This is a genomic window from Synechococcus sp. A10-1-5-9, assembly GCF_047716785.1.
Classification (GTDB): Bacteria; Cyanobacteriota; Cyanobacteriia; order PCC-6307; family Cyanobiaceae; genus Synechococcus_C.
In genome coordinates, this window is sequence record NZ_CP180406.1 from 184,841 (window position 1) to 204,911 (window position 20,071).

25 protein-coding genes, 1 pseudogene and 1 riboswitch are annotated in these 20,071 nt (G+C 58.9%); of the genes and pseudogenes, 13 read left to right on the top strand and 13 right to left on the bottom strand.

The window, feature by feature from the left end:
- Positions 1-35 precede the first annotated feature (35 nt).
- The 3 genes from ACLM45_RS01300 to ACLM45_RS01310 all read right to left on the bottom strand — a co-directional run bounded on the left by ACLM45_RS01300 (position 36) and on the right by ACLM45_RS01310 (position 3,179).
- Positions 36-1,265, bottom strand: coding sequence for a flotillin family protein (locus ACLM45_RS01300; protein ID WP_415410201.1), 1,230 nt, complete (start codon positions 1,263-1,265; stop codon positions 36-38).
- A complete protein-coding gene (locus ACLM45_RS01305; RefSeq protein ID WP_415410203.1) occupies positions 1,265-2,602 on the bottom strand; it encodes a flotillin family protein in 1,338 nt (445 codons plus the stop codon). The genes ACLM45_RS01300 and ACLM45_RS01305 overlap by 1 nt, the downstream gene beginning before the upstream one ends.
- A gap of 67 nt (positions 2,603-2,669) precedes the next feature.
- Complete coding sequence (locus ACLM45_RS01310; protein WP_415410204.1) at positions 2,670-3,179, bottom strand: nodulation protein NodD; 510 nt, start codon at positions 3,177-3,179, stop codon at positions 2,670-2,672.
- Positions 3,180-3,211: 32 nt separating this feature from the next.
- On the opposite strand from ACLM45_RS01310, the gene ACLM45_RS01315 reads away from it, so the two are divergent.
- A complete protein-coding gene (locus ACLM45_RS01315) occupies positions 3,212-4,048 on the top strand; it encodes a metal ABC transporter permease (protein ID WP_415410206.1) in 837 nt (278 codons plus the stop codon).
- Here ACLM45_RS01315 and ACLM45_RS01320 read toward each other — a convergent pair.
- Positions 4,039-5,118, bottom strand: a complete 1,080-nt coding sequence (locus ACLM45_RS01320) for a DMT family transporter (RefSeq protein ID WP_415410207.1) — start codon at positions 5,116-5,118, stop codon at positions 4,039-4,041. The two genes, ACLM45_RS01315 and ACLM45_RS01320, sit on opposite strands and share 10 nt — an antisense overlap.
- Positions 5,119-5,303: 185 nt before the next feature.
- Between ACLM45_RS01320 and ACLM45_RS01325 the strand changes: the two genes are divergently transcribed.
- The 10 genes from ACLM45_RS01325 (at position 5,304) to ACLM45_RS01370 (ending at position 12,118) form a co-directional block, all read left to right on the top strand.
- Positions 5,304-5,441: a hypothetical protein gene (locus ACLM45_RS01325; protein WP_415410209.1), complete on the top strand. Its 138-nt coding sequence runs from the start codon at positions 5,304-5,306 to the stop codon at positions 5,439-5,441.
- Positions 5,438-5,806, top strand: a complete 369-nt coding sequence (locus tag ACLM45_RS01330) for a hypothetical protein (protein WP_415410210.1) — start codon at positions 5,438-5,440, stop codon at positions 5,804-5,806. Before ACLM45_RS01325 ends, ACLM45_RS01330 begins: the two co-directional genes overlap by 4 nt.
- 110 nt (positions 5,807-5,916) lie before the next feature.
- Complete coding sequence (locus tag ACLM45_RS01335) at positions 5,917-6,174, top strand: DUF3721 domain-containing protein (protein WP_038004874.1); 258 nt, start codon at positions 5,917-5,919, stop codon at positions 6,172-6,174.
- An 88-nt stretch (positions 6,175-6,262) separates the two neighbouring features.
- Positions 6,263-6,604, top strand: coding sequence for a c-type cytochrome (locus ACLM45_RS01340; protein WP_006041107.1), 342 nt, complete (start codon positions 6,263-6,265; stop codon positions 6,602-6,604).
- Between the two features lie 15 nt (positions 6,605-6,619).
- Positions 6,620-7,579, top strand: coding sequence for a permease (locus ACLM45_RS01345; RefSeq protein WP_415410212.1), 960 nt, complete (start codon positions 6,620-6,622; stop codon positions 7,577-7,579).
- Between the two features lie 15 nt (positions 7,580-7,594).
- Entirely contained in the window at positions 7,595-8,284 is a 690-nt protein-coding gene (locus tag ACLM45_RS01350; RefSeq protein WP_415410213.1) for a TIGR03943 family putative permease subunit, read from the top strand.
- A complete protein-coding gene (locus ACLM45_RS01355; protein ID WP_415410214.1) occupies positions 8,281-9,657 on the top strand; it encodes a hypothetical protein in 1,377 nt (458 codons plus the stop codon). The genes ACLM45_RS01350 and ACLM45_RS01355 overlap by 4 nt, the downstream gene beginning before the upstream one ends.
- Before the next feature lie 27 nt (positions 9,658-9,684).
- Positions 9,685-10,386 carry an ABC transporter ATP-binding protein gene (locus ACLM45_RS01360; protein WP_415410215.1) on the top strand — a complete coding sequence of 234 codons (702 nt, stop codon included), beginning with the start codon at positions 9,685-9,687 and terminating at the stop codon, positions 10,384-10,386.
- On the top strand, positions 10,379-11,164 hold the full coding sequence (locus tag ACLM45_RS01365; RefSeq protein ID WP_415410216.1) for a metal ABC transporter permease: 786 nt from the start codon (positions 10,379-10,381) through the stop codon (positions 11,162-11,164). The genes ACLM45_RS01360 and ACLM45_RS01365 overlap by 8 nt, the downstream gene beginning before the upstream one ends.
- A 60-nt stretch (positions 11,165-11,224) precedes the next feature.
- Positions 11,225-12,118: a metal ABC transporter substrate-binding protein gene (locus tag ACLM45_RS01370; protein WP_415410217.1), complete on the top strand. Its 894-nt coding sequence runs from the start codon at positions 11,225-11,227 to the stop codon at positions 12,116-12,118.
- 6 nt (positions 12,119-12,124) lie between these two features.
- On the opposite strand, the gene ACLM45_RS01375 is transcribed toward ACLM45_RS01370, so the two are convergent.
- The 3 genes from ACLM45_RS01375 to ACLM45_RS01385 form a co-directional block, all read right to left on the bottom strand.
- Entirely contained in the window at positions 12,125-13,738 is a 1,614-nt protein-coding gene (locus ACLM45_RS01375) for an iron uptake porin (RefSeq protein WP_415410218.1), read from the bottom strand.
- Positions 13,739-13,861: 123 nt separating this feature from the next.
- Positions 13,862-14,386 (bottom strand): HupE/UreJ family protein, encoded by a 525-nt coding sequence (locus ACLM45_RS01380; RefSeq protein WP_415411452.1) that lies wholly within the window; start codon positions 14,384-14,386, stop codon positions 13,862-13,864.
- A gap of 119 nt (positions 14,387-14,505) precedes the next feature.
- Positions 14,506-14,653, bottom strand: a riboswitch (cobalamin riboswitch).
- Between the two features lie 5 nt (positions 14,654-14,658).
- The gene (locus ACLM45_RS01385) at positions 14,659-14,853 is read right to left on the bottom strand and encodes a hypothetical protein (protein ID WP_415410219.1); all 195 of its coding nucleotides are present in this window, start codon (positions 14,851-14,853) and stop codon (positions 14,659-14,661) included.
- A gap of 100 nt (positions 14,854-14,953) precedes the next feature.
- On the opposite strand from ACLM45_RS01385, the gene ACLM45_RS01390 reads away from it, so the two are divergent.
- A complete protein-coding gene (locus ACLM45_RS01390; RefSeq protein ID WP_415410220.1) occupies positions 14,954-15,778 on the top strand; it encodes a dehydrogenase in 825 nt (274 codons plus the stop codon).
- Positions 15,779-15,836: 58 nt separating this feature from the next.
- Complete coding sequence (locus ACLM45_RS01395) at positions 15,837-16,547, top strand: 16S rRNA (uracil(1498)-N(3))-methyltransferase (protein WP_415410222.1); 711 nt, start codon at positions 15,837-15,839, stop codon at positions 16,545-16,547.
- Between the two features lie 16 nt (positions 16,548-16,563).
- Here the strand turns inward: ACLM45_RS01395 and ACLM45_RS01400 are convergent, their stop codons facing one another.
- The 6 genes and pseudogenes from ACLM45_RS01400 to ACLM45_RS01425 all read right to left on the bottom strand — a co-directional run bounded on the left by ACLM45_RS01400 (position 16,564) and on the right by ACLM45_RS01425 (position 20,033).
- A complete protein-coding gene (locus tag ACLM45_RS01400) occupies positions 16,564-16,965 on the bottom strand; it encodes an OsmC family protein (RefSeq protein ID WP_415410223.1) in 402 nt (133 codons plus the stop codon).
- On the bottom strand, positions 16,962-17,921 hold the full coding sequence (locus tag ACLM45_RS01405; RefSeq protein WP_415410224.1) for a cation transporter: 960 nt from the start codon (positions 17,919-17,921) through the stop codon (positions 16,962-16,964). The genes ACLM45_RS01400 and ACLM45_RS01405 overlap by 4 nt, the downstream gene beginning before the upstream one ends.
- A 37-nt stretch (positions 17,922-17,958) precedes the next feature.
- Positions 17,959-18,618, bottom strand: coding sequence for an RHO alpha subunit C-terminal catalytic domain-containing protein (locus tag ACLM45_RS01410; RefSeq protein ID WP_415411316.1), 660 nt, complete (start codon positions 18,616-18,618; stop codon positions 17,959-17,961).
- 129 nt (positions 18,619-18,747) lie between these two features.
- A pseudogene (locus ACLM45_RS01415) lies at positions 18,748-18,969 on the bottom strand (Rieske 2Fe-2S domain-containing protein); the annotation flags it as partial.
- 185 nt (positions 18,970-19,154) lie between these two features.
- Positions 19,155-19,784, bottom strand: coding sequence for a methyltransferase family protein (locus ACLM45_RS01420; RefSeq protein ID WP_415410226.1), 630 nt, complete (start codon positions 19,782-19,784; stop codon positions 19,155-19,157).
- A 9-nt stretch (positions 19,785-19,793) separates the two neighbouring features.
- Positions 19,794-20,033 carry a DUF2973 domain-containing protein gene (locus ACLM45_RS01425; RefSeq protein ID WP_006041121.1) on the bottom strand — a complete coding sequence of 80 codons (240 nt, stop codon included), beginning with the start codon at positions 20,031-20,033 and terminating at the stop codon, positions 19,794-19,796.
- Positions 20,034-20,071 lie beyond the last annotated feature (38 nt).

Consider the following 20,071-nt stretch of genomic DNA (forward strand, 5'->3'; position numbering starts at 1 on the left):
TTGACTTCAACGGTTTCTGATCGCTCTGCAGCGATCTAGTCAGGAGGGGACTCTGACTTTGGGGGACTGATGGGGAGCTGAAGTCCAGTGCTGTTTTGCAGCTGTTTCAGCAGCGTGGCGATTGAAAGCGTATTGCCGCCGTCTTTTTGGGCCACCAGGTTCACTTCCTCCACTTCAATTGGCTGCACCGTATCGCTCAGCATGTTGAGCAGAGGTTCCAATTTCTGCAGAAGAAACAGACGTTTGGCGTCATCGCCAGATCGTTTCAAGGAGTCCACGAGATCCTGAAGGCCTTCGGCCTGGGATCGCCCCTGTTCAATGATCGTGGCGGCCTCACCCTTCGCTTCGGCCATCATCGTCTGACTTTCCGATTCCGCCGGGGCGACGATGTCGGCCTGCAGCTGCTCGGTGACCTGTTTGATCCGTTCCTGTTGGACGGGAAGCTCCGCTTCTGCACGGGCTAGTTCCGCTCCCACGCTGGCCTCCACCTCCGCCACGACGGCGGCCCGCCGGGTCAGTGCATCGGTGGTTCGCTTCTGGGCATTGGCTGTCGCGATCGCGAGATCCTTATCCAGGCGACGCAGGGCCGTAATCCGTTCGTTCTCGGCTTGTTTCACCGCCGATTGCGAGTTTGCTTCGGCTTCGGCAATCCGTGAATCGCGCTTCAGCTCCACCAGTTGCTTGCGGCCGATCGAGTCGAGGTAGCGCACATCATCGGAAATGTTCTGGATCTGGAGTGTGTCCAGCACCAGGCCCAGGCGCTGCAGATCGTCTTCCGCCTCCTCCAGCAAGGTGCGGGCAAAGGTGATTTTGTCTTCGTTCAATTGCTCCGGCGTGAGGCTCGACATCACACCGCGGAGATTGCCTTCCAGGGTTTCTTTGGCAATGTGGCGAATCTCATCTTGGGTTTTACCGATTAATCGTTCAATGGCGTTGTGGATCCCGGGTTCATCTCCTGAGATTTTGATGTTGGCTACCCCTGAAACATTCAAGGGAATGCCCCCCTTGGAGTACGCGTTCTCAACCCGCAGATCAATGATCATGTTGCTGAGATCAAGCCGCATCACCTCTTCGAGCAGGGGGATCCGCAGTGCACTGCCGCCACGAACGGTGCGGTACCCCACGCGCTTGCCGCTGGCAGTGCTCTGGCGCAAACCGGCAAAGATCAGCACTTCACTGGGCTGACAGATGTAATACAGCTGCCGCAGGAGAACAACAAAGGCCCAGACACCTGCCGCTCCCGTCAGTCCGATGGCGATGAACATCACAGTCCTCCTTTGGTGTTGGAATTGGTGCTTGTGAGCGTTTCGAGCAGGTCGATGCCAAGGATCTGGTGCACCTGGGTGAAGAACTGACGGACCACCCGGTGGTTCAGGTCCACAAGACTCGCCAGGCTGCTGGCGTCATTGCCGTCCAAGGTGGTGATGCGCTTGATGGTGATTCGGCCAGGAAGCCTCGTCGCTTGATCCAGCACCATCTCGATCTGCTGCAGCAAAAACACGAGCTCGGCTGTGCTGCCGGCGTCATTCCACACCGTTGTGAGCAGATCATTCACCAGGGCGCTGGCTTTGACATCTTCTGCCGTGGCAGCTGCCTTCCCACGGGCACGCAGCTCCTTGGCTTTCTGATTCGCCTGGGCTGGCAGCACCTCTTCGGCCTGGAGCCTCAGGCGCTCCAGCTGGGCTCGCACCTTTTGCAGCTTCTGTTCTGCTCTGGCGCGCGCTTCCAGCTCAGCGGCCGTGGTGCGTTCCTCCTCAGAACGCGCCTTCTTCTCCATTTCGGCGATCTGGGTGCGCACGGCGTTGTCTTTTTCGAGAACAACGGTTTCCGCTTCCGTGCGCACCACTTCGGCCACTTCTTCCATCTCCGCTTCCACCCGTTCGGCCTGGCCGATTGCTTCTGATTCGGCGATTTCCGCATCCCGAACGATCTGAGCGACCCTGCGGCGGCTGATCGAACTCAGGTAGTCAACGTCGTCAGACACGCTCTGGATCTTGAGGGTGTCCAATTGGAGCCCAAGCCGTCGCATGTCTGCGCCGACGTCCTCGGCGATCTGTTCGGCAAATCGCAACCGGTCCTCGTTCACCTGTTCAGGGGTGAGCTGGGCCAGAACACTGCGCAGGTTTCCTTCGAGGTTCTCTTTGGCCACCTGCACGATTTCGCTCTGGTCGTGGCCTAGGAATCGCTCGATGGCGTTGTTGCGCACCTCGGGATCGCTGCTGATCTTCACATTGGCGATGGCCTGGATGTTCAGCGGTGTTCCGCCATGGGAATAGGCGTTGTTCACTTCCACCACAACTGGCAGCAGGGTCACGTCGATCCGCCGAGCTGTTTCAAGAATCGGTTTCACAAAAGTCCAGCCGCCATTGGCCACAACGCGGTAGCCCTTCACGCCCTGCTGTCCCTGATTCGAGTGTGAACCGGTGACCACCAGCATCTCGTTTGGACGGCAGATTCGGATCATCCAGCGGCTGATCAGATTCAGTGTCACCAGGACGATGACCACGAGTGCGGCGCCGCCGATCACGATCTCAGAAGGATTGCGGCTGTTGGTTGAGAAATTGGGTGGCTCTGGTTGTGCCTGCGCGAAGAGTCGATGCATTCCGAAGCCAGTTGCACAGCTTCGATCTAGCGAAAGATCGCAACTTCCGCTGCAGACCTAATCCCGCCTAAAGAGAGTCGCCATCCAGTGCTTCGACGCGAAGAGTGTGCTCGTCACTGGCGATGACCACCACAGAGGTGTTCTTTGCCAGCTTCCCTTTGGAACTGAGGGCAGGCCTGCGCAAAAGGCTCCCTTTCACACTGACTTCCACGAACCCCCTGGTTTCGGTATCGGCTTCCAGGGTGATCAGGCCCTGCAATCCGATCAGATCATCACTGTGCACAAGGCTGTCTGCGGTTCTGCGGCTGAGCATCACCAACAATTTTGCGGCAGCCACGCCCATTCCCAACCCCAGAACAAGGGCGACCAGGCTGGAGGGAATCCAGGATCCCCTGGGAGAGAGCACGGTCATCAACACGCCGCTCAGCCCGAAGCCTGTGAGCCCGAATGACCAGAACGGTGTGCTGAACAGAATCGTCAACGACCCGCCATCGCCATCCACATCGCCCCCGTCATGCAACGAAAAGCTGATCAGCACGACTCCAGCCACGAGACAGAACCAATAAGCGCTCAGCATGGGGTGGGCCATCACTTCCTCATACTGATTCCATGGATCTGCTCCTGGAACCCCTCAGCCACGCCTTCATGCTCAAGGCGCTGTTGATCAGTGGCCTTGTGGGAGGTGTTTGCGGTCTGCTCTCCTGCTACATGACCCTCAAGGGCTGGGCTTTGATGGGTGATGCCGTCTCCCATGCGGTGCTGCCTGGTGTGGTGCTCGCTTACGCCTTGGGGTTGCCCTTCTCCCTGGGCGCGTTTGTGTTCGGTGTGGGATCTGTGGCCACCATCGGCTTCGTGAAGCAGAAGTCGCGGATCAAGGAAGACACGGTGATCGGATTGGTGTTCACGGGCTTCTTCGCCCTGGGACTGGTGCTGGTGTCGAAGACGCGGAGCAATATCGACCTCACCCACATCCTCTTCGGCAATGTGCTGGGGATCTCCTCCTCTGACATCCTCCAGACCGTGCTGATCTCCAGCGTGGTGATCATGCTGCTGCTGCTGTTCCGTAGGGATCTGCTGCTCTTTTGTTTCGATCCCACCCATGCCCGTTCGATCGGTATCAACACAGGCGTCCTGCACTACCTGCTTCTCTCGGTGCTGTCGTTGGCGGCGGTGGCCGGACTGCAGACGGTAGGAATCATTCTCGTGGTGGCCATGCTCGTCACCCCTGGGGCTACCGCCTATCTGCTTACGGATCGCTTTGATCGCATGACCTGGCTGGCGATCGGCAGCAGCGTGCTCTCGAGTTTGCTGGGGGTGTATGTGAGCTACTGGACCGACAGCTCCACGGCGGGATGCATCGTTCTTGTGCAAACCGGTCTTTTCCTGCTGGCTTTTCTTCTGGCACCGCGTCATGGCGTGCTGCGCCGTGGAAACCCTCAGGCCTGAGGGGGGGCTGACGGGTCGTGGTCATGGCGGTGGTGGAGATCGCTCACATGTGGATGGGTGTGCTCCATCGCTTCATGCTCGTGTTCATGGGCATGCCATCGCGGTGCTCCATCTGCATGTTGATGCTGGTGATGGGGATCGGGATCCTCCGCACTGTGTTGATGGCGGTGGTTGTGATGCATCGCCGCGTGGTGATGACGGTGGCTGTGGTGATCACCGATCAGCAGGATCACGCCAGCGGCCATCAGTCCTGCTGCGAGAACCAGGGTGCTGCTCAGGGCACTGCCCAGCACCACCACGGCAAACACAGCTCCAACAAACGGCGCCGTGGCGAACAGCACAGCTTCCCGTGCCGCTCCAAGCTGCCGTAGCGCGATCAGATCCAGCCAAATCGAGATGCCGTAGCCCAGTGCTCCAATCATCAGCAACGCAAGGCTGCTCCGCATCGGCGGGAAGGATTGCTGGAACACGGCTGACATCACCAGCAGTGGCAGGGAGGCTCCCAGGGCTTTGATGCAGGCGATCTGCAGAGGATCACGAAGGCTGAGGGCCTGGCTGAGGTTGTTGTCCACCCCCCAGGCCAGGCAGGCCAGGGCGATCAACACCACGCCAACAAGAGAACCGCCATCCAGGTGGCCTCCGCTCAGGATCAAGGCTCCCGCCAGGGTGAGTGCTGCTGCGCCGAACCCGCGCCGACCCAGGTGCTCGCGGCCGATCAGCACCGCCACGATCAGCGTGAACAGGGATTCCAGATTCAGCAGCAGCGACCCTGTCGCGGGGGAGAGTCGTTCAAGCCCCAGCACCAGACAGAGGGGGCCAACCACTCCCCCCAGGAGCGTGAGCAGGGCCAGGCTCGGCCAGTCGGAGGGCTGAACCGGCGTTTCCTCCACGCTTGGACTTGCCTTCGCGCGGGATCGCAGGTGCTGCAGGGGGAGCAGGACGGCACTGGCACCGAGGTAGAGCAGGGCGGTAACGGCAAGTGGACCCCCCTCAGAGGCCAGCTCCGCGATCAATGGAGCACTGCAGCCGAAGAGCACGGCGGCCAGCAGACCGGTCCAGTAGCGACGCATGCCCTTTGGGTGACCTCATCACCATGCCAAGAGTTTCTGAACCCTGGAACGGTCGGTTTCTGGAATTGGCGCTGAGCCAACAATGAATTGACTCCTGTGAATGAAAAGTCGTTGTTGGTCAGTGGCTGCCGCTGCGGTTCTGGGGTCAAGCGCTCTGCCCCCTACCTGCATTCTCGGATCCTGAAGTGCAGGTGTTCAGCACCATGGTCACCGAAGCGGAGGTGATCAAGCCCCAGCGCGGCTGGTGTGCTGCTTTGGTTGCAATCAGCGATGCCTATCAGACCGGTGGTTACGCCGCTGCAAAGGCCAAGCGTCTGCGGTGATTGATGGGGCCTACAGCTTCGATTTCGGTCCGATCGCGTTCAAACCCACTTACACCACTGGTAAGGACACGTTCCGTTCCACCCGCGCCGGAGCTCTGGCTAATTTCGTGGGTCCTGATCCCTCCATTCCCCAGTTCGGCAAGAACCAGGGCTTTGCCACCTATCACCATTGGAAAAGCTGTGAGATCCAGGACTACATGATCCAGCTGTTCGGCAACATGGCCAACACCATGGGTTTGGTGCGGGTGACGGATGCCAAGGGGCAGGTGGGCGTTGTTGAGAAAACGTGGACCTTCGTGCGCGAGATCAATGGCACGCTGCGGATCGTTCTCCACCACTCCTCGGCACCGTTCGATGCGCGCTGATTGGTGACAGGGACCTCCGGTCTCGTCTCCATTGATGGAGAATGGATCGATTGATCTCTTCATTGCATCCGATGCAATTCCATTCCACCCGTTTCAGGCTCAGAAGCGCGATGGCGTTCCTGGGTCTGCTCACCCTGGTGGGTGTTGCGTCGGCCCGCGCCCATCACGTCCCCGGGGATGACCACAGCGGCATGGTGCTGTCAGGTCAACCTCAGCAATCCGATCAGACCGCGGGGGGAAAGAAAGCCATGTTTGACACCCGGAAGGAAGCGGAGGCCGCTGCCCCCGGTTTTGGATGCAAAGGGGCCCACGCCATGGGTAGCAAGTGGATGCCCTGTGAGAGTCACGGTCACGGCATGGGGATCTGACCCCCATGTCATTGCGTGACGATCATCTGAGGCCTGCGTGAAACCTCGCAGCAGGTTTTGAACAATCAGGTCATTCGACTGGCATGCCATGCGCTTCGTTGCTTCGCTCGTCCTGGCTTTGTTGATTGGTTTGATGTCGCCGTTGTCGGCCAATGCCACCGATGCGGTGCGCGGTGGTCAGATCTTTACGACCAATTGCGCCGCCTGCCACGCCGGTGGTGGCAACATCATCAAGGCGGAGCGCACCCTTCGGGAAGCTGATCTCAAGGCCCATCTTCCCAACTATCTCGGTGCCCATGAATCGGCGATCGTGGCTCAGGTCACCTACGGCCGCAATGCCATGCCCGCCTTTGTGGATGTGCTCAGTGAATCGGAAATCGCCGACGTCGCTGCCTATGTGGAGGAGCAGTCGTCTCAAGGCTGGAGCTAACACCAGAGGCTGGGAATGACACGTGCCTCCACGGCCTGGGCCATCTTCCAAGGTCTGCTGATTGAGGCCCTTCCATTCCTTCTGCTGGGAGTGGCGATTGCCGGGATCGCCCGGTGGCTTGTTCCCCAGTCAGCCTGGGTTCGCCGGCTTCCGCGCAATGCCGTTCTCGCACCGATCGTGGGGGCACTGCTCGGCTTCGCTCTGCCGGCCTGTGAATGCGGCAATGTGCCTGTGGCCCGTCGCCTTCTGGCCAGCGGAGCACCCTTGGGAACGGGGTTTGGATTTCTCTTTGCGGCTCCGGTTCTCAATCCGATCGTGCTGGCCAGCACCTGGGCTGCGTTTCCCGATAAAACCTGGCTGCTCTGGGCGCGGCCCCTGGGTGCTTTCCTGATCGCTTTAGCGCTCAGCATGCTTCTGGGACTGCTGGCTGAATCCCGGCTGCTGGCGCCGGCTCTTCTGGAGGAGAGGCGCCTCACCCAACCGCTGTCGCGGGTGGGGTTGCTTGAGCGTGGTAGCGGTCTGGTGGGGGGCAGCGCACCGATCCCTGAACGGCCCGCATCCGTTGATCGGCTTCGGCCCGGGGAGTTGCTCGGTCACAGCACCCGGGAATTTCTCAACCTGCTCACCTTGCTGGTGATGGGTAGCGCCCTGGCGGCGGTGGTTCAAACCTGGTTGCCCCGCAGCTGGCTTCTGGCACTCGGCAGTGCGCCGACACTGTCGGTGATCGCCCTGATGCTGCTGGCCCTGGTGCTGTCGGTGTGCTCCAGCGTGGATGCCTTTCTTGCTCTGGGGTTTGCTGCTCAGGTCACCCCTGGGGCACTGCTGGCATTTCTGCTTCTTGGTCCTGTCGTTGATCTCAAACTGGCTGGCCTGTTCACTGTGTTGTTCACCCCCAGGGCGATCGCCATCACTGCGGTGGCGGCGTCGTTGCTGGTGTTGCTGATCGGCCAGTGGGTCAATTTTCTTCAGCTCTGAGTTGTTCATGTCGTGATGTCTCTGCTGCAACGCCTGCGCCGATCCCCCTGGTTGACACCTCTGGCCTTGGGGCTGTGGGGTTGGCTCTTGCTGTGGAGCCGTCTGTCCGGACGTCTGGATCTGCTTCTCAATGCGGCGTTTCACGCGGTGGTTACTGTCGCCGGAGCGGTTCTGCTGCTGCTGGCGCTGATCCAGCTGCGCGGGGCCCGGCGCCGTCCGGGTGGACCTCTTCCGCTGGGTGTGCTGTTGTCGCTGGGCGTGGCGCTGCTGATGCTGGCCTTCCCCCCGGCCCCCTCCTTCAGTGATCTGGCAGCCAACCGACAGGACAGTCTCCCCGAGGCACCCCAGCTCAGTTTTTTCCTGCCCTCCGAGCAGCGCACGCTGACGGAATGGGTGCGCTTGCTGCGCAGTCAGCCTGATCCTGATCTGCATGCCGGAGATCCGCTGCGGATCAGTGGCTTCGTGCTGGCGCGGCCTGGGGAGCCTGCGCAGTTGGCCCGTCTCACCGTGCGTTGCTGTCTGGCCGATGCCACGCCCGCTGGTCTGCCGGTGGACTGGCCTGAAGGATCAGATCCAGTGCCGGATCAATGGCTGGAGATCAAGGGAACGATGACGGTGCAGGACCGAAATGGTGTGCCGACGAATGTGGTGAAACCCGCGAGCATCAAGGTGATTCCCAGGCCGGAGCGTCCTCTGGAACCATGACAGGCCGATTCGCTGGATCCAAGGAGCGCTGGCTTGCTGCCAGCCTGACGCTGTTGGCCGCAGTGGCACTGCTTCAGCAACAGCTTCTGGCGCGGCGGCCGCCGCGTTTGCTGGCGGTGGCGGTGCAGCCGATCCGCTCCGGTGCCGCTGCTCTTGATGTGACGTTCAGCCGCCCGATGGATCGCGCCACGGTGGCGGACAGTCCGCTGGAACCCAGGTATCCGCATCGCTGGTTCGGCCGGCAGGACCGGATGCGGCTTCTTCTTGAGTCAGGCGATCCTGTTTCAGGTCCTGTGCGGCTGGATCTGCGCGGCCAGGACCTGCGCCGCCTGCCGATGACGCCGCAATCGCTTTGGTGGGATCCCAGACCCTTTCTCCTCGCAGTGGCACCAGGGGACGAGGGCGAGCGTCTGCTGATGCGGCTCCGCGATGGCCGCTGGCGTCCCTTGATGCCGGCGCAGCAGCGCATTCTCCAGGTGGAGCCCCTCGGTGACGGACGTGGCGTGGCTGTGGTGGGCGATGACGCTGAAACCACCCAGCAGGTGTTGTTTCGACGGATCGATCAGCGCTCTCTCAGCGGCGCGTCATCGGGGCTTGGCGACCCTGCCCTGGGCCCGCTGGAGACCCTGGAATCGGGTTCACTGCTGTTCGTGCACCTCAGCGCCAATCAGCGCGGTGATCTGTTGATTCAGCTCGGGGGATTTGAACCCGGGAGTGACCGGATCTGGATTCTTGACCAAGGCTCCGACCGCCGCCGCCTTGCTCTTGAGGCCAGTGGAGCCCTGCGCTTGCTCCCCGATGGCACGGGGCTAGTGCTTCCCTCGTTCGATGGCCTTGAACTGTTGCCTCTGGAGTCCACGCCAGGAGCCGCCCCACGTCAGACGCTGCCCGGCAGCCGTGAAGTGAAAGCGTTCTGCTCTGGATCCGGCCGTGCGCTGCTGGTTCGGCACTGGCCCGATTACCGCCGCTCGTTAGAGCTGGTGATTCCCGGGCGTCCGCCCCGGCAGGTGTGGATCGGCGAGGCTGGTGTGATGGCTGCCGCCTGCGACAACGGCGGCGAGCGTTTGTGGCTCGTGCTTCGCGAGGCGGGACAGCAGGCCCGAGACAGGATGCTGCTGCTCGATGCTCAAGGCCGCACCCTTCTGAATCGATCCCTCAATGACTGGCGTCTCACTTCCGGCGCTGAACTCGACTTTGATCCGGTGAGCGATCAATTGCTCACGGTGGTGCGCCGCCCAGGGGAGGACGCCGGGCGGGTGGCCTTGATCAGCGGACGCACGTTGGATCTGACCGTTCTTGATCAGCCAGCGGTGCTGGCCCGTTGGCTCCCTGCCGGTGGGGCCTGGGCTGGCAGATCCAGAGGGTCTCGATAGGTTGAGTGGGAATCGTTCTCATGATGGATGGGGGGTGCTCCCCTGGTTGCCGACTCGGTTTCGGCTGCTTTTGACAACCGCGTCGTTCTTCAAGAGGTGTCTCTGACACTCCAACCAGGCACGCTCACGGCCCTGGTTGGCGCGAATGGTGCCGGGAAATCAACCCTCCTGCACCTGTTGCAGGGGCAACTGTCCCCAACAGGCGGCCAGGTGCTCTGTGATGGCGTTCCCGTGCAGATGTGCCGCGATCAAGTGGTGCTCATGCCCCAGCGCGGACGGATTGACTGGTCGTTTCCGATCACGGTGCGGGAGTTCGTGGATCTCGGGTCGGTGCCATCCAGGTCTTATGGCTGTTGTGACAGAGATGCGGCACTGCAACGGGTCGGTCTGACAGCGCTGGCCGGCCGTCGACTGGATGCCCTCTCCGGAGGTCAGCAGCAGCGTGCCTTGCTGGCGCGTGCGATCGTGCAGCCGTCCCGGGTGCTGCTGCTCGACGAACCCTGTGCCGCCATTGATCCACCCTCGCGGGCGCAGTTGCTTCGGCTGATGCGCCAGCTGGCCGATGCAGGCCAGACCTTGCTGGTGAGCAGTCACGACTGGGGCTCGGCACTCGATCAGTACGACCGGGTGATCGTGCTCGATGGCCGCGTGCTGGCCGACGGATCGCCTGATCAGATCCGGCACCGGCTCGGCGATCAGCTTGATCCCGGAGCGCACTGCCATGACTGAGATCGATCTCTGGCTTCTGCCGCTGTTGATGGCCTTGCTGGTCGGCGTGCTCTGTCCGGTGACCGGCACCTTGCTGGTGACCCAGAGGCGGGTGTTGCAGGCGAATCTCATCTCCCATGCCGTTCTGCCGGGCGTGGCTGTGGCCGTGGCGATGGGAGTGGATCCCGCGATCGGTGGTGTGCTGAGCGGTTTGCTGGGTTCCCTGCTGGCGGAACGGTTGCAGCGGGGGCAGTCGGCAGGCCAGGAGGCCGTGATCAACACCGTGCTCGCTGGGTTTCTTGGGCTTGGAGTGCTGCTGATTCCCCTTCTCAACCTGCGCTTAGATCTGGAGGGCTTGCTGTTCGGCGATCTCCTGATCGTGGACTGGTCGGATCTGACTCGGGTGCTGGTGGCGGCCGCGGCGATGGCGTTGTTGTTGCTGACGCGCTATAGCCAACTTGTGTTTCTAGGGGTGGATCCTGAGGGTGCGCAAGCCTCTGGTTTGCCAGTGCGGAGTCTGCAATTGCTGCAGGCTCTGGTGACTTCGATGGTGATTGTGAGTGCGATGGCGGCTGTGGGGGTGATCCTGGTGATTGGTCTTCTCTGCGCGCCAGTGTTGCCCGGGCTGCGTCGCGTGGGCAGCTTGAGAGCGGCCATGGTGCAGTCCGCCTGTGTGGGACTGGCTGTCAGTGCCATTGGTTTTTTGCTGGCGGTGCCCCTGAACCTGCCCCCGGGGCCCCTGATCGGGGTGGTGTGCATGGCGCTTCTGTGCCTGCCGAAGCTGAAGCTGGCTCCGTAAAGGTGGCGTGGACAGAGAGTTGAGAATGATTATCATTCTGATAGAGCTTTCGCGTCCGTCTTGTTCGTTCCTCTTCTTCCGTCTGCGTCGGGGCTACTGATTGCCACTGCCGCTTCGGTGCCCACCGTGGTTGCTGCGGATGGAGTGCTCTGCGACATCACCAAAATGCTGGTGGCGAATCAGGCCAAGGTGGTCTGTTTGATTCCTGCCGGCGCCGATCCCCACACCCTGGCGTTGCGTCCTGCCGATCGCTTCAATCTCAGCAAGGCCAATCTGGTTCTCCTCAACGGCTACAACCTCACGCCAGCGCTGAATGGCGTCAAAGCAGGTGGCCCTGTGGTGTCGATCGGTGAGATCGCTCTACCGAAGAATCCGGTGAAGGATCCGCACCTGTGGCACGACCCATCCAATGCTGCGTCCATGGTTAACACCACAGCATCAAAGTTGAAGCCGCTGTTTCAGGGGCAGCAGGATGCCGCCATCAACCGCAGGAGGGCATCGATGGACTCCGTCTTGAAGGCCTTGGGAACCTGGACTGGAGCTCAGATCCGCACTGTTCCTGAAGCACAGCGCGTTCTGGTGACTGGCCATCGAGGCTTTTCGTTTCTGGCCAAGCGCTACGGAATCCGTGAACTTCCGTTGATTGACGAATACGCCACTGGTGGTCGGTTGCGACCTTCCAGCTTGCGTGCCATCAGCAAGGCCATCAAGGCTTCCGGCACCAAAGTGATCTTCCCTGAAGCGCTACCCCCTTCGAAAACGATGCGTCGGATCAGTCGTTCCAGCGGTGTGCCTTTGGCCAAGCAACCGTTGTTCGGCGAAGGTCAGGCTCCTGGGCAAAGCCTGATTCAGACAGCCACCGGCAATGTTTGCAATTTCGTGCTGTCCCAGGGAGGGAAATGCGACAAGAAGGGCGCTGATCAGCTGCAGAAGCGGTGGGCTTCGATCAACTGATGAGGGTCAGAATCGAAAGCTGGTTTTCACCAGGCCTCCCAGTTGATTGAAGGATTGGTTGATCGGTGTTTGTTGACCAAATGGACGACTCAGATAGAACACTGCAGGTGTGACACTGATGTTGTCTGTGACTTGAAATTGATACCACCATTCCCAGACGTAATTTCCATCTCTGGGGGTATCGCCATTCTTGATTTCAGTCGCAAAAATCGGCTGTCCAACGGCTATACCCGCATTATTTCCCTTCAGGACAACATCATTCCATTCCAGGGCGATTGTCCAGGACTGGCTTGCTGTGACCAGGTTGGATTGTTCGCTATCCGTTAGACGATTTGAATCGTAGGACGTTGTGTTGTACCCCCAGCCAGTGCTGATTGAGGGGATCCAGCCACTGTCTTGCGGTTGCCAATAACCACTGATGCCAAAGGCTGAGGTTGTGCCTGGGGTCTCGTAGCTATTCAGCACGAATTGCGTCCCGAAGGCCACAAGACCATTCGGTTCCGCCTTTTGATTCGTGTTTTGTACTGAGGAATAAATGACTGCAAGGCCCCATTGCTCTTGTTGGTAGCCGATCTGCACCGTTCCCGTGCTCCCGGCTCCTGCTGTGCCGACGCCACCTTCGGATGGATTGGATTGATTGGCGGATGCCGCTACATAGTTAGCTGCTGCGCTGAATCCACTGTCGGTCCAAGTGATGCCTGCCCCGGCTCCCAGATTTTTGTTGTAGGCCCCGGGGGCTCCATTTAGTGTTGTGACGTCGAGGACGGTGTCCGATGGATACACGCTTGGCCACAGTCCCAACATGTCTTCCTGACCAACCAATCCACCAAACGTCAACACAAATTTGTCGCCAATCGGGACTGTGTAATAGAGCCTGTCTAAAGCAACATTGTTTGGCAGATCGCCTTCTTGAAATGCTGTTTCAAGGGTGGACAGAGGTAGAAAAGAACCGCCGAAAACATTTTCACCGCCATCGAAGTTGCCCACGCGCAGGATCGTGATCAGGTTGTCTTTTCCAGTGAAACTTGTGTTCAGAGTTAATTGTGTGTCGTAGTTAAATGTTGTAGCCCCGAAGTCACTGTTGGCCGCTTTCCGATTGGCTGCTGGTTGTTCGCCAGTGGCATCAGCATCACCTCCAAAGATGTTGGCGCCAATCACAAAGGTTGTCAGACCTTCTAATTTGGTGGTGGTGGTGAACTGCGTGGCTTTCAGTTCGCCCACGCGGGCTTCCAGGCCATCCACACGGCCCTTGAGGATGGCGAGTTCCTTTTCGAACTCCTTCATCAGGCGCTTCAGCTCGTCAGTCACTTCAGTGACGCGGTCGAGACAGGCATTCAGCAGGGCAGCCGCTTCAAAGCGGGTCATGGCCCGGTTGCCACGATACGTGCTGTTGGGGTAGCCAGCCACGCAGCCGTAGCGCTCGATCAGGTTGCTCAGTGCCTGATATGCCCAGTCGGTGGGGTACACATCGGAAAACTGAGTGATGCTGGTGACCTGCTCACCGGAAGCGGCGTAATCAGACACGCCGTCGATGTTCAGCTCAGTGGCCTGAACAGAACACAATGAACTCGCAATCGCAACTCCAAGGGTGTTGCGCGCTGCGATCAAAAAGTTCTTCATGGGTATGCGTTGCGACACTGTTTGCCGTAATGCGAGTGAAATCAAGGATTGAAGTGCTGATATTAATTATTTCTGTGGGGGCGTCTTGCTTGTGTTCCGGCCTGTTGAACATTCAATGGTTTTTTAATCAACCAGGGCCACCCAGGCGAACGCCAGGCCGATGCCCATCCAGATACCAGCGCTGAGGCGGCGTCCCTGCTCACCCAGCCTGGCAACAAGGCCCTTGGAGCATGCCGTGACGAGCAGCAGCAGTGCCCCCTGGCCGATCAGCAGGCCGAGGAAGTAGGTGGATAAGGGTGTGGGCTCGGCTCCCACGATCGTGCTTCCCAGCAGGAATCCATGGAGGCCGATCAGCGGCAGCAGCCACTGCGCCGGCAACAGCGTGAGAGCGATCAGTCCTTCAGCAACCAGAGACAGGGACACCAGAGCTTCGGCCCAGGGTGCGATGGCATCGGACAGGGGGATCAACTGCGACAGCACGCTTCCTCCCAGGCCAACCGCCAGCAGAGGGATCACCCAGGCCATCGGGCGGCGCAGGCCGATGAAGGCAATCGCCAGGAGGAACAGAAGATGATCGGGGCCCAGAAGCGGATGGCCGATCCCGCTCAGCAGTCCCTGCCAGGCCGTTAGGCCTGTGCTGTCACCCATGCCGAAGGGGTGGTGGGCGTTTGCTGGTGCCACGAGTGATGCGCTGAGAAGTAGGGGTGCTGCAACCAGGCCGGCTCTACGCACAGCTGCTCCAGGAGTGGCAATAGTCAAGGTCGATCCTCGTCGTGTGATGGTCTGGCGGGCGTTCTGACTGACTTCGCGTGAGGCGAAGCTTCACAGCTGCGGGACAGCGACGGATTCGCACCGTTCTTTCCCCGTTTCCATCAGCGGCTGCTCCCCGCTGAAACCAGCAAACCACCGTAGCCCTCTTCTTAGATCCGTACTTTTCCGACTTCCGCTCTCAGAGGTGCACGACCTGTCCCCACAAGAATGGGTTGGCGGGTGTAGATCTCGACCCTTATGCCGTTGCGGGCGATGCTGATCAGGGCTCGACTCAGAGCGAGAGCGATCAGGACTGAAGCGCCAGGCCAGCGCCAGGCCACCAGCAGGTTGATCAGGTCCGCCATGGAACATTCGCATCTTGTCCTCACCTAGCAATGGCAGGCTGAACCCAGGGATGACAGCTGAGCAGCTAGCGGGCACCATGGGACACTCACGCTGAAACGCATGCGTCGCATCGGTCTGGCTCTTGTGGGTGTCCTTGCTCTACCGCTGGCTGCGGAGGCAGGTCTGATGGACATCCTCGAGAGCATGAAGCCGGCTCCTCCTGTGCGCAATGAACCTCAGTTGCCGCCGCTGCCTCGCACGCCTGGGCGAGGCAAGAACTGGGTAGGCGATCGCATGCCCAAGAAGGACATGCCGATTCTGGTGCTTGCCGGCCATGCGGATTCCCAGAAGATGTATGGGTCAGGGACGCCTGGTCGTGCAGTTGATGTGGGAGGTGCGGCTCCGATGCAAGCCGGCATCACCGATGAGCTCTACTGGAACCTGCGGACGGCCAAGGTGGTTGTGGCTGAGGGCAAGCGCCAAGGGTTGGACATCACCTTCTATGACCCTGGTGTGCGAACGATCCGTAATGGAGAGGATCCACGAACCAACTGGAGTGTGGGTGGTGAACATGCCGCCAAGGGTGGTTATGTGGTGGAGATCCACTACGACGCTTATGCGCCCCATGGCATCGGCGCAGGAATCATCCCCGCTGTGGCCTTCGGCTTCTCGGTGATGGATGAAGCGCTGGCCAAGGAATTCGGTGCCTATCCCTACGACTACAGAGGCATGTTGGGCGCTCCTCGCAAGGGCGTCTCGATGCTCGAGATCGGCATGTTGGAAGGTGCGCTGGAGGCCCGTCTGCGTGATCCTTCGCAGACGGAGTCCACACTCAATCAGATTGCTAAGAGGGTGGTCTCAGCCCTTCAGGAGGGACTTGAACAGGGCCAGTCGCTTGACATGGTCTGCCGTTTGCGGGGAAGGATTGCCGCCGATTGCAGCTGAGCCGCTGCGATTCCTCTGCTGCGATCCCTCTGGCTGCCCCAGGGCATGATTGACGCCCATGAACCTGATCCTGCTCAACAGCGACGACCAGTGGATCGACGCTCAGCGTGTTCGACTCAGCGATCGCCGTGCCGAGCACATCCGCCAGGTTCTGCGCTCCCAGCAAGGGGACACACTGCGGGTTGGATTGCTGGGAGGTCAGCTGGGCACGGGTTGGATTGAGGCCATCGATGCCAACGCTGTCTTGATGACTGTGCAGTTGCTGGATCCGCCCCCTGCACGTCACCGGTTTGATCTCGTGCTGGCTCTACCCAGGCCGAAAATGCTGCGAAGGATTCTGCGCACGGTGGCGGAGTTCGGAGCAGGCCATCTCCATCTGATCCACTCCGCCAGGGTGGACAGGAGTTACTGGCAGAGCCCTCTCCTTTCAGACGCCAAGGTGGATGAGGTTTTGCGCATGGGAATGGAGCGCTCCCGCGACACTGTCATTCCTCAGGTGCACCGCCACCGGCTGTTCCGCCCTTTTGTTGAAGACCGGTTGCCTGGGATCTGCCAGGGCCGGCCTTGTTGGATCGCTCACCAGGAGGCTGGTCTTGGCCTGTCTGCGGTTGCAACGCAGCCCGCCGTGGTGATGATTGGTCCTGAGGGTGGATTCGTGCCCTTCGAGCTTGAGCTGGCCGAACAAATGGGCGCTCAGAGAGTGCATCTCGGCGGTCGGACCCTGAGTGTGGATACTGCATTGACAACCGTTCTGGCGCAGGCGTTGTGACTGTGGGGACTCAGGATCAGGCCCAGTGGATTTCGGCGTTGATCAAAGGAACGATGCTGCGTTTCACAGGGCACTGTTCCGCCACCCGCTGAAGGAGTGCGCGCTGGTCGTCATCAAGGTGCTCTGGGAGCTGAAGGGTCACGCGCAGGGTGTCGATGCGTCTTGGCCCGTCGGTGCTCATCACTTTGTCCACGCTGGCGCTTGCTCCCTCAAGCGACCAACCGCGGCTGCGGGCGGTGATTCCCATGATTGTGAGCATGCAGGTGGCCAGTGAGGTGGCCAGGAGATCGGTGGGGGAAAACGCCTCTCCCTTACCTTCGTTATCGAGGGGGGCATCGGTGCTCAGCGTGGCTCCAGATCCCGAATGGATGGCCTCGCAATGGAGATCACCGGTGTAGGTGCAGGTGATGTTGGTCATGATGAACTCACGAAAATAGGCTCGGAGGTAAGAATTACTTTAGAAGCCACATTGGGATTTTCCAGCGCTGATTGCAGGGCCTGATTGATTGCATGACGTGTGTTGTCAATCTGGGATGGTTGTATGGCATGTTTTGCATTGCAATACGCCACGATTAACACTGAATGTCCAAGTTGTGTGATCAGGAGATTCTGGAGAGCCATCGCATGATTCGAGCAGATGACCTCAACTTGCCGTTGGAGTGTCTTGTCATGAGCGAGGTCGCTGGTGCCGCCGCTGACCTGCCAAAGGTTGAACAGGAAGCTCTGTAATGCATCTTTCCCGATCACAACACAACAGATGATCAAGAGAATTGAGTCGAAAATCGGAGATATTACGGCGAGTGGAGTGATCTTCAGGAGCGGGCTTGCAAGGAGCGCGATGCCCGTCACCACGGTGTCAGCGCCATCAGCCAAGACATTCTGCATCTCGTTTCTGAGGATCAGTGATTGGCGGCCAAGCTTGATCCAGCTTGATCTGTAATTGACCCAAAGAAGACCACAGATGATGGTCATGATGGTGGTGTACGGGACAATCTGTCCCAGTTCAAGAGCAGGGGGAACATCACCATCGATATAACTCCATATCGTATACACAGCCTTGAAGATTCCAAAACAAAGCACGCCCACCATTACCAGGCATCGGAACATCACATAATCGGCCTCTTGCCCCCCGTAGCCATAGGGGTAGCTGCGGTCTCGAGGCCGACTGGCATTGCGGCTGATGCTCTTTCCGACCAGGATGGAACCAAGCATCACTGTTGAATAAAGAGAATCAAACTGCACAACAGATGAATTGGAGGCCACGCTTGCCCAGAGGCCATAGGCAGCCATGAATGCATTGGCGGCAATTCCGTATTGGAGAGCCTGTTGCTCAAGCTTTTCTTGGCCTTTGGTTGACATGACCTGATTAATCAATGCTTTTGATCGATGATGATGTAGACAATTGATTGGTTCAGATGCGATTGCCCTCTAGTTCGGGAATCAGGCTTCTCAGTGTGTCGTGGTGTTCGCGAAGAGCTTTTTCTGAATCACCGAAATAGCCATGATTCCAGTATTTGGAGGCTGTTGCTTGATAGTGCAGCGCACAAATGTGTTTGTCTTCTTTCATCACGATGTCGTTGATTTTAGTGGCAACATTTCTTGCCTGCTCCAAGCTTTCACTCTCGTTGTCGTAGCTGTAATCAGCACCATTCATGACGGACTGGGTGGTGTTGAGAGGAATCGAGCGGTAGAAGCCCGCGGATTCCGGGTAGAACACCAACACTGAGCTTGGGAACAAGCCGATGTACAACCAGGCCTGCGGCAGGGTGCTGAACGGTGAAGGGTGCTGGTCCACGAGCACGCGATAGCGCTGATTCAGTTCCTGACGCGACGGTGTCTGGTTGAACGGGCCCCGAATCCGGTGAGTGCCATCGACCCAAGGCCCTTCTTCGTATCCCCGGCCATAGAGATCAGTCAGTCCAGGGTGTGCCGAGGGGCAGTGGTAACACTCGTTGTCGACATCGACCATGGCTTTCCAGTTCACCTCCTGGATAGGACTGGTATAAAAGCCACTCGCTGGTTGCAGTGTTTCCAGGGGGTAGATCTCCAGTTCCTTTTGATGACGTCCCATCAGGGAGGCCACGGATCCTTGGGGGCCCGGTTCAAACCGAAGAAACAGGAAGCCTCTCCATTCTTCAAGATCCAGCGCCTGCAAGCTCCACTCGCTTGGATCAAGGGCTGGAAGCTTGTCGGGTTGGGAAGGGGTTTTCAGTTGTCGATCGAGCGTGTACACCCAGGCATGAAAGGGGCAGAGCAAGGCACCGCGACAATGCCCCTTGTCTCCTTCAACGAGGCGTGATCCCCGATGGCGGCAGGTGTTTTGAAAGGCACGGATGGTTCCATCCTTGCCACGAATCACCAGTGCTCTTTCCCCGAGGAGATCGAAGCCGAGCCAATCCCCTGGTTCGGGTATGTCATTGGCATGCCCGACAACATGTCAATGGGTCAGACACACACGGTCTTTTTCTAGTTCAAGGATTCGTTCGCTTCGATAAGACCAACCAGGAAGCCCTTCTCTACTCCAGGATTCGCTTGAAGGCATGGACGGGATGACGCTGCCATATCTCTAGCCAGATTGATGTGATGTGGCAGTGGCTTGGGAATCCATCACCAAATCCAAGGGATTAAGCGTGTGGAGTGTTGACGGTAAGACGCGAAATCCGGGTATTTATCAGACAATGATTTCTCTTTCTCGCCAATGCGTTGAAGGTAAAGGGCGGTAATCGCCAGAGGGACAAGAAAAGCCCAAGCTGAACCTGCGATGATTGCAAAACTTAAGTAGCGCATCAGATCTCCGCTGTAGTTCACATGACGAACATGGCTCCAGATTCCATCACTGACTAGATCACGACCCAATGTTTTGGCCGTCATTTTCTGCACGTCGGCAGACGTGTTGATCAAACTACCGAAGTAAAACAGGGGGAGTGCTGCTGCTGTGGCGGCAATTGTGAGCGGGTCGGGATTGAAGAAAGCGAGAAAAGCTGGGAGTGAATAAAACACGCCAATGATCAGGATGGCGCTAATCAGGCCAACAGGCCCAACCTTTTCCTGAAATAAAAACGTTCTTCGTTCTGGATAGATCCGTTGTTCAAGCAGCCACCACACGCAGTAGCTGATGTGCATGCATGCGTAAAGAATCTGTCGTTGATCTGCGATGCCGACTAATGCAATCAAGCCGATCACAATCGCGATCGTGATCATCTTGGCAATATTGATTGCCGTGAGCTGGCTGACCATGGCGACGTATCAATTCGTGGAACTTTCCAATGAACCCTGATCGGGAAAACGCACAACAAGAAGATCGTCTTTGGTGAGCTCGCCTTGTTCGTTGAGCAATTCAGGGTGAGTTGTGAGCAGCCCGGTGCGATCACTGCGTTGCATGGCGCGGGTCAGAACAGCCTTCCCCGGACGCATCATTCTGAACGCTTGGAGAAGCAGAAAGACCAGGCAGCCTGCGTAGACAAGAGGAAACAATGAACCAGCCATCAGATCAATCCTTTTTCTTTAATGAGGGCAGGTCTGTT

Excerpts from the sequence above, each read along its gene's own strand:
- ACLM45_RS01300 (WP_415410201.1), bottom strand. The coding sequence starts at position 1,265 with ATGTTCATCGCCATCGGACTGACGGGAGCGGCAGGTGTCTGGGCCTTT.
- ACLM45_RS01305 (WP_415410203.1), bottom strand. The coding sequence starts at position 2,602 with ATGCATCGACTCTTCGCGCAGGCACAACCAGAGCCACCCAATTTCTCA.
- ACLM45_RS01310 (WP_415410204.1), bottom strand. The coding sequence starts at position 3,179 with ATGCTGAGCGCTTATTGGTTCTGTCTCGTGGCTGGAGTCGTGCTGATC.
- ACLM45_RS01315 (WP_415410206.1), top strand. The coding sequence starts at position 3,212 with ATGGATCTGCTCCTGGAACCCCTCAGCCACGCCTTCATGCTCAAGGCG.
- ACLM45_RS01320 (WP_415410207.1), bottom strand. The coding sequence starts at position 5,118 with ATGCGTCGCTACTGGACCGGTCTGCTGGCCGCCGTGCTCTTCGGCTGC.
- ACLM45_RS01335 (WP_038004874.1), top strand. The coding sequence starts at position 5,917 with ATGGCGTTCCTGGGTCTGCTCACCCTGGTGGGTGTTGCGTCGGCCCGC.
- ACLM45_RS01340 (WP_006041107.1), top strand. The coding sequence starts at position 6,263 with ATGCGCTTCGTTGCTTCGCTCGTCCTGGCTTTGTTGATTGGTTTGATG.
- ACLM45_RS01345 (WP_415410212.1), top strand. The coding sequence starts at position 6,620 with ATGACACGTGCCTCCACGGCCTGGGCCATCTTCCAAGGTCTGCTGATT.
- ACLM45_RS01350 (WP_415410213.1), top strand. The coding sequence starts at position 7,595 with ATGTCTCTGCTGCAACGCCTGCGCCGATCCCCCTGGTTGACACCTCTG.
- ACLM45_RS01355 (WP_415410214.1), top strand. The coding sequence starts at position 8,281 with ATGACAGGCCGATTCGCTGGATCCAAGGAGCGCTGGCTTGCTGCCAGC.
- ACLM45_RS01360 (WP_415410215.1), top strand. The coding sequence starts at position 9,685 with ATGGGGGGTGCTCCCCTGGTTGCCGACTCGGTTTCGGCTGCTTTTGAC.
- ACLM45_RS01365 (WP_415410216.1), top strand. The coding sequence starts at position 10,379 with ATGACTGAGATCGATCTCTGGCTTCTGCCGCTGTTGATGGCCTTGCTG.
- ACLM45_RS01375 (WP_415410218.1), bottom strand. The coding sequence starts at position 13,738 with ATGAAGAACTTTTTGATCGCAGCGCGCAACACCCTTGGAGTTGCGATT.
- ACLM45_RS01380 (WP_415411452.1), bottom strand. The coding sequence starts at position 14,386 with ATGGGTGACAGCACAGGCCTAACGGCCTGGCAGGGACTGCTGAGCGGG.
- ACLM45_RS01385 (WP_415410219.1), bottom strand. The coding sequence starts at position 14,853 with ATGGCGGACCTGATCAACCTGCTGGTGGCCTGGCGCTGGCCTGGCGCT.
- ACLM45_RS01390 (WP_415410220.1), top strand. The coding sequence starts at position 14,954 with ATGCGTCGCATCGGTCTGGCTCTTGTGGGTGTCCTTGCTCTACCGCTG.
- ACLM45_RS01395 (WP_415410222.1), top strand. The coding sequence starts at position 15,837 with ATGAACCTGATCCTGCTCAACAGCGACGACCAGTGGATCGACGCTCAG.
- ACLM45_RS01400 (WP_415410223.1), bottom strand. The coding sequence starts at position 16,965 with ATGACCAACATCACCTGCACCTACACCGGTGATCTCCATTGCGAGGCC.
- ACLM45_RS01410 (WP_415411316.1), bottom strand. The coding sequence starts at position 18,618 with ATGGGACGTCATCAAAAGGAACTGGAGATCTACCCCCTGGAAACACTG.
- ACLM45_RS01420 (WP_415410226.1), bottom strand. The coding sequence starts at position 19,784 with ATGGTCAGCCAGCTCACGGCAATCAATATTGCCAAGATGATCACGATC.
- ACLM45_RS01425 (WP_006041121.1), bottom strand. The coding sequence starts at position 20,033 with ATGGCTGGTTCATTGTTTCCTCTTGTCTACGCAGGCTGCCTGGTCTTT.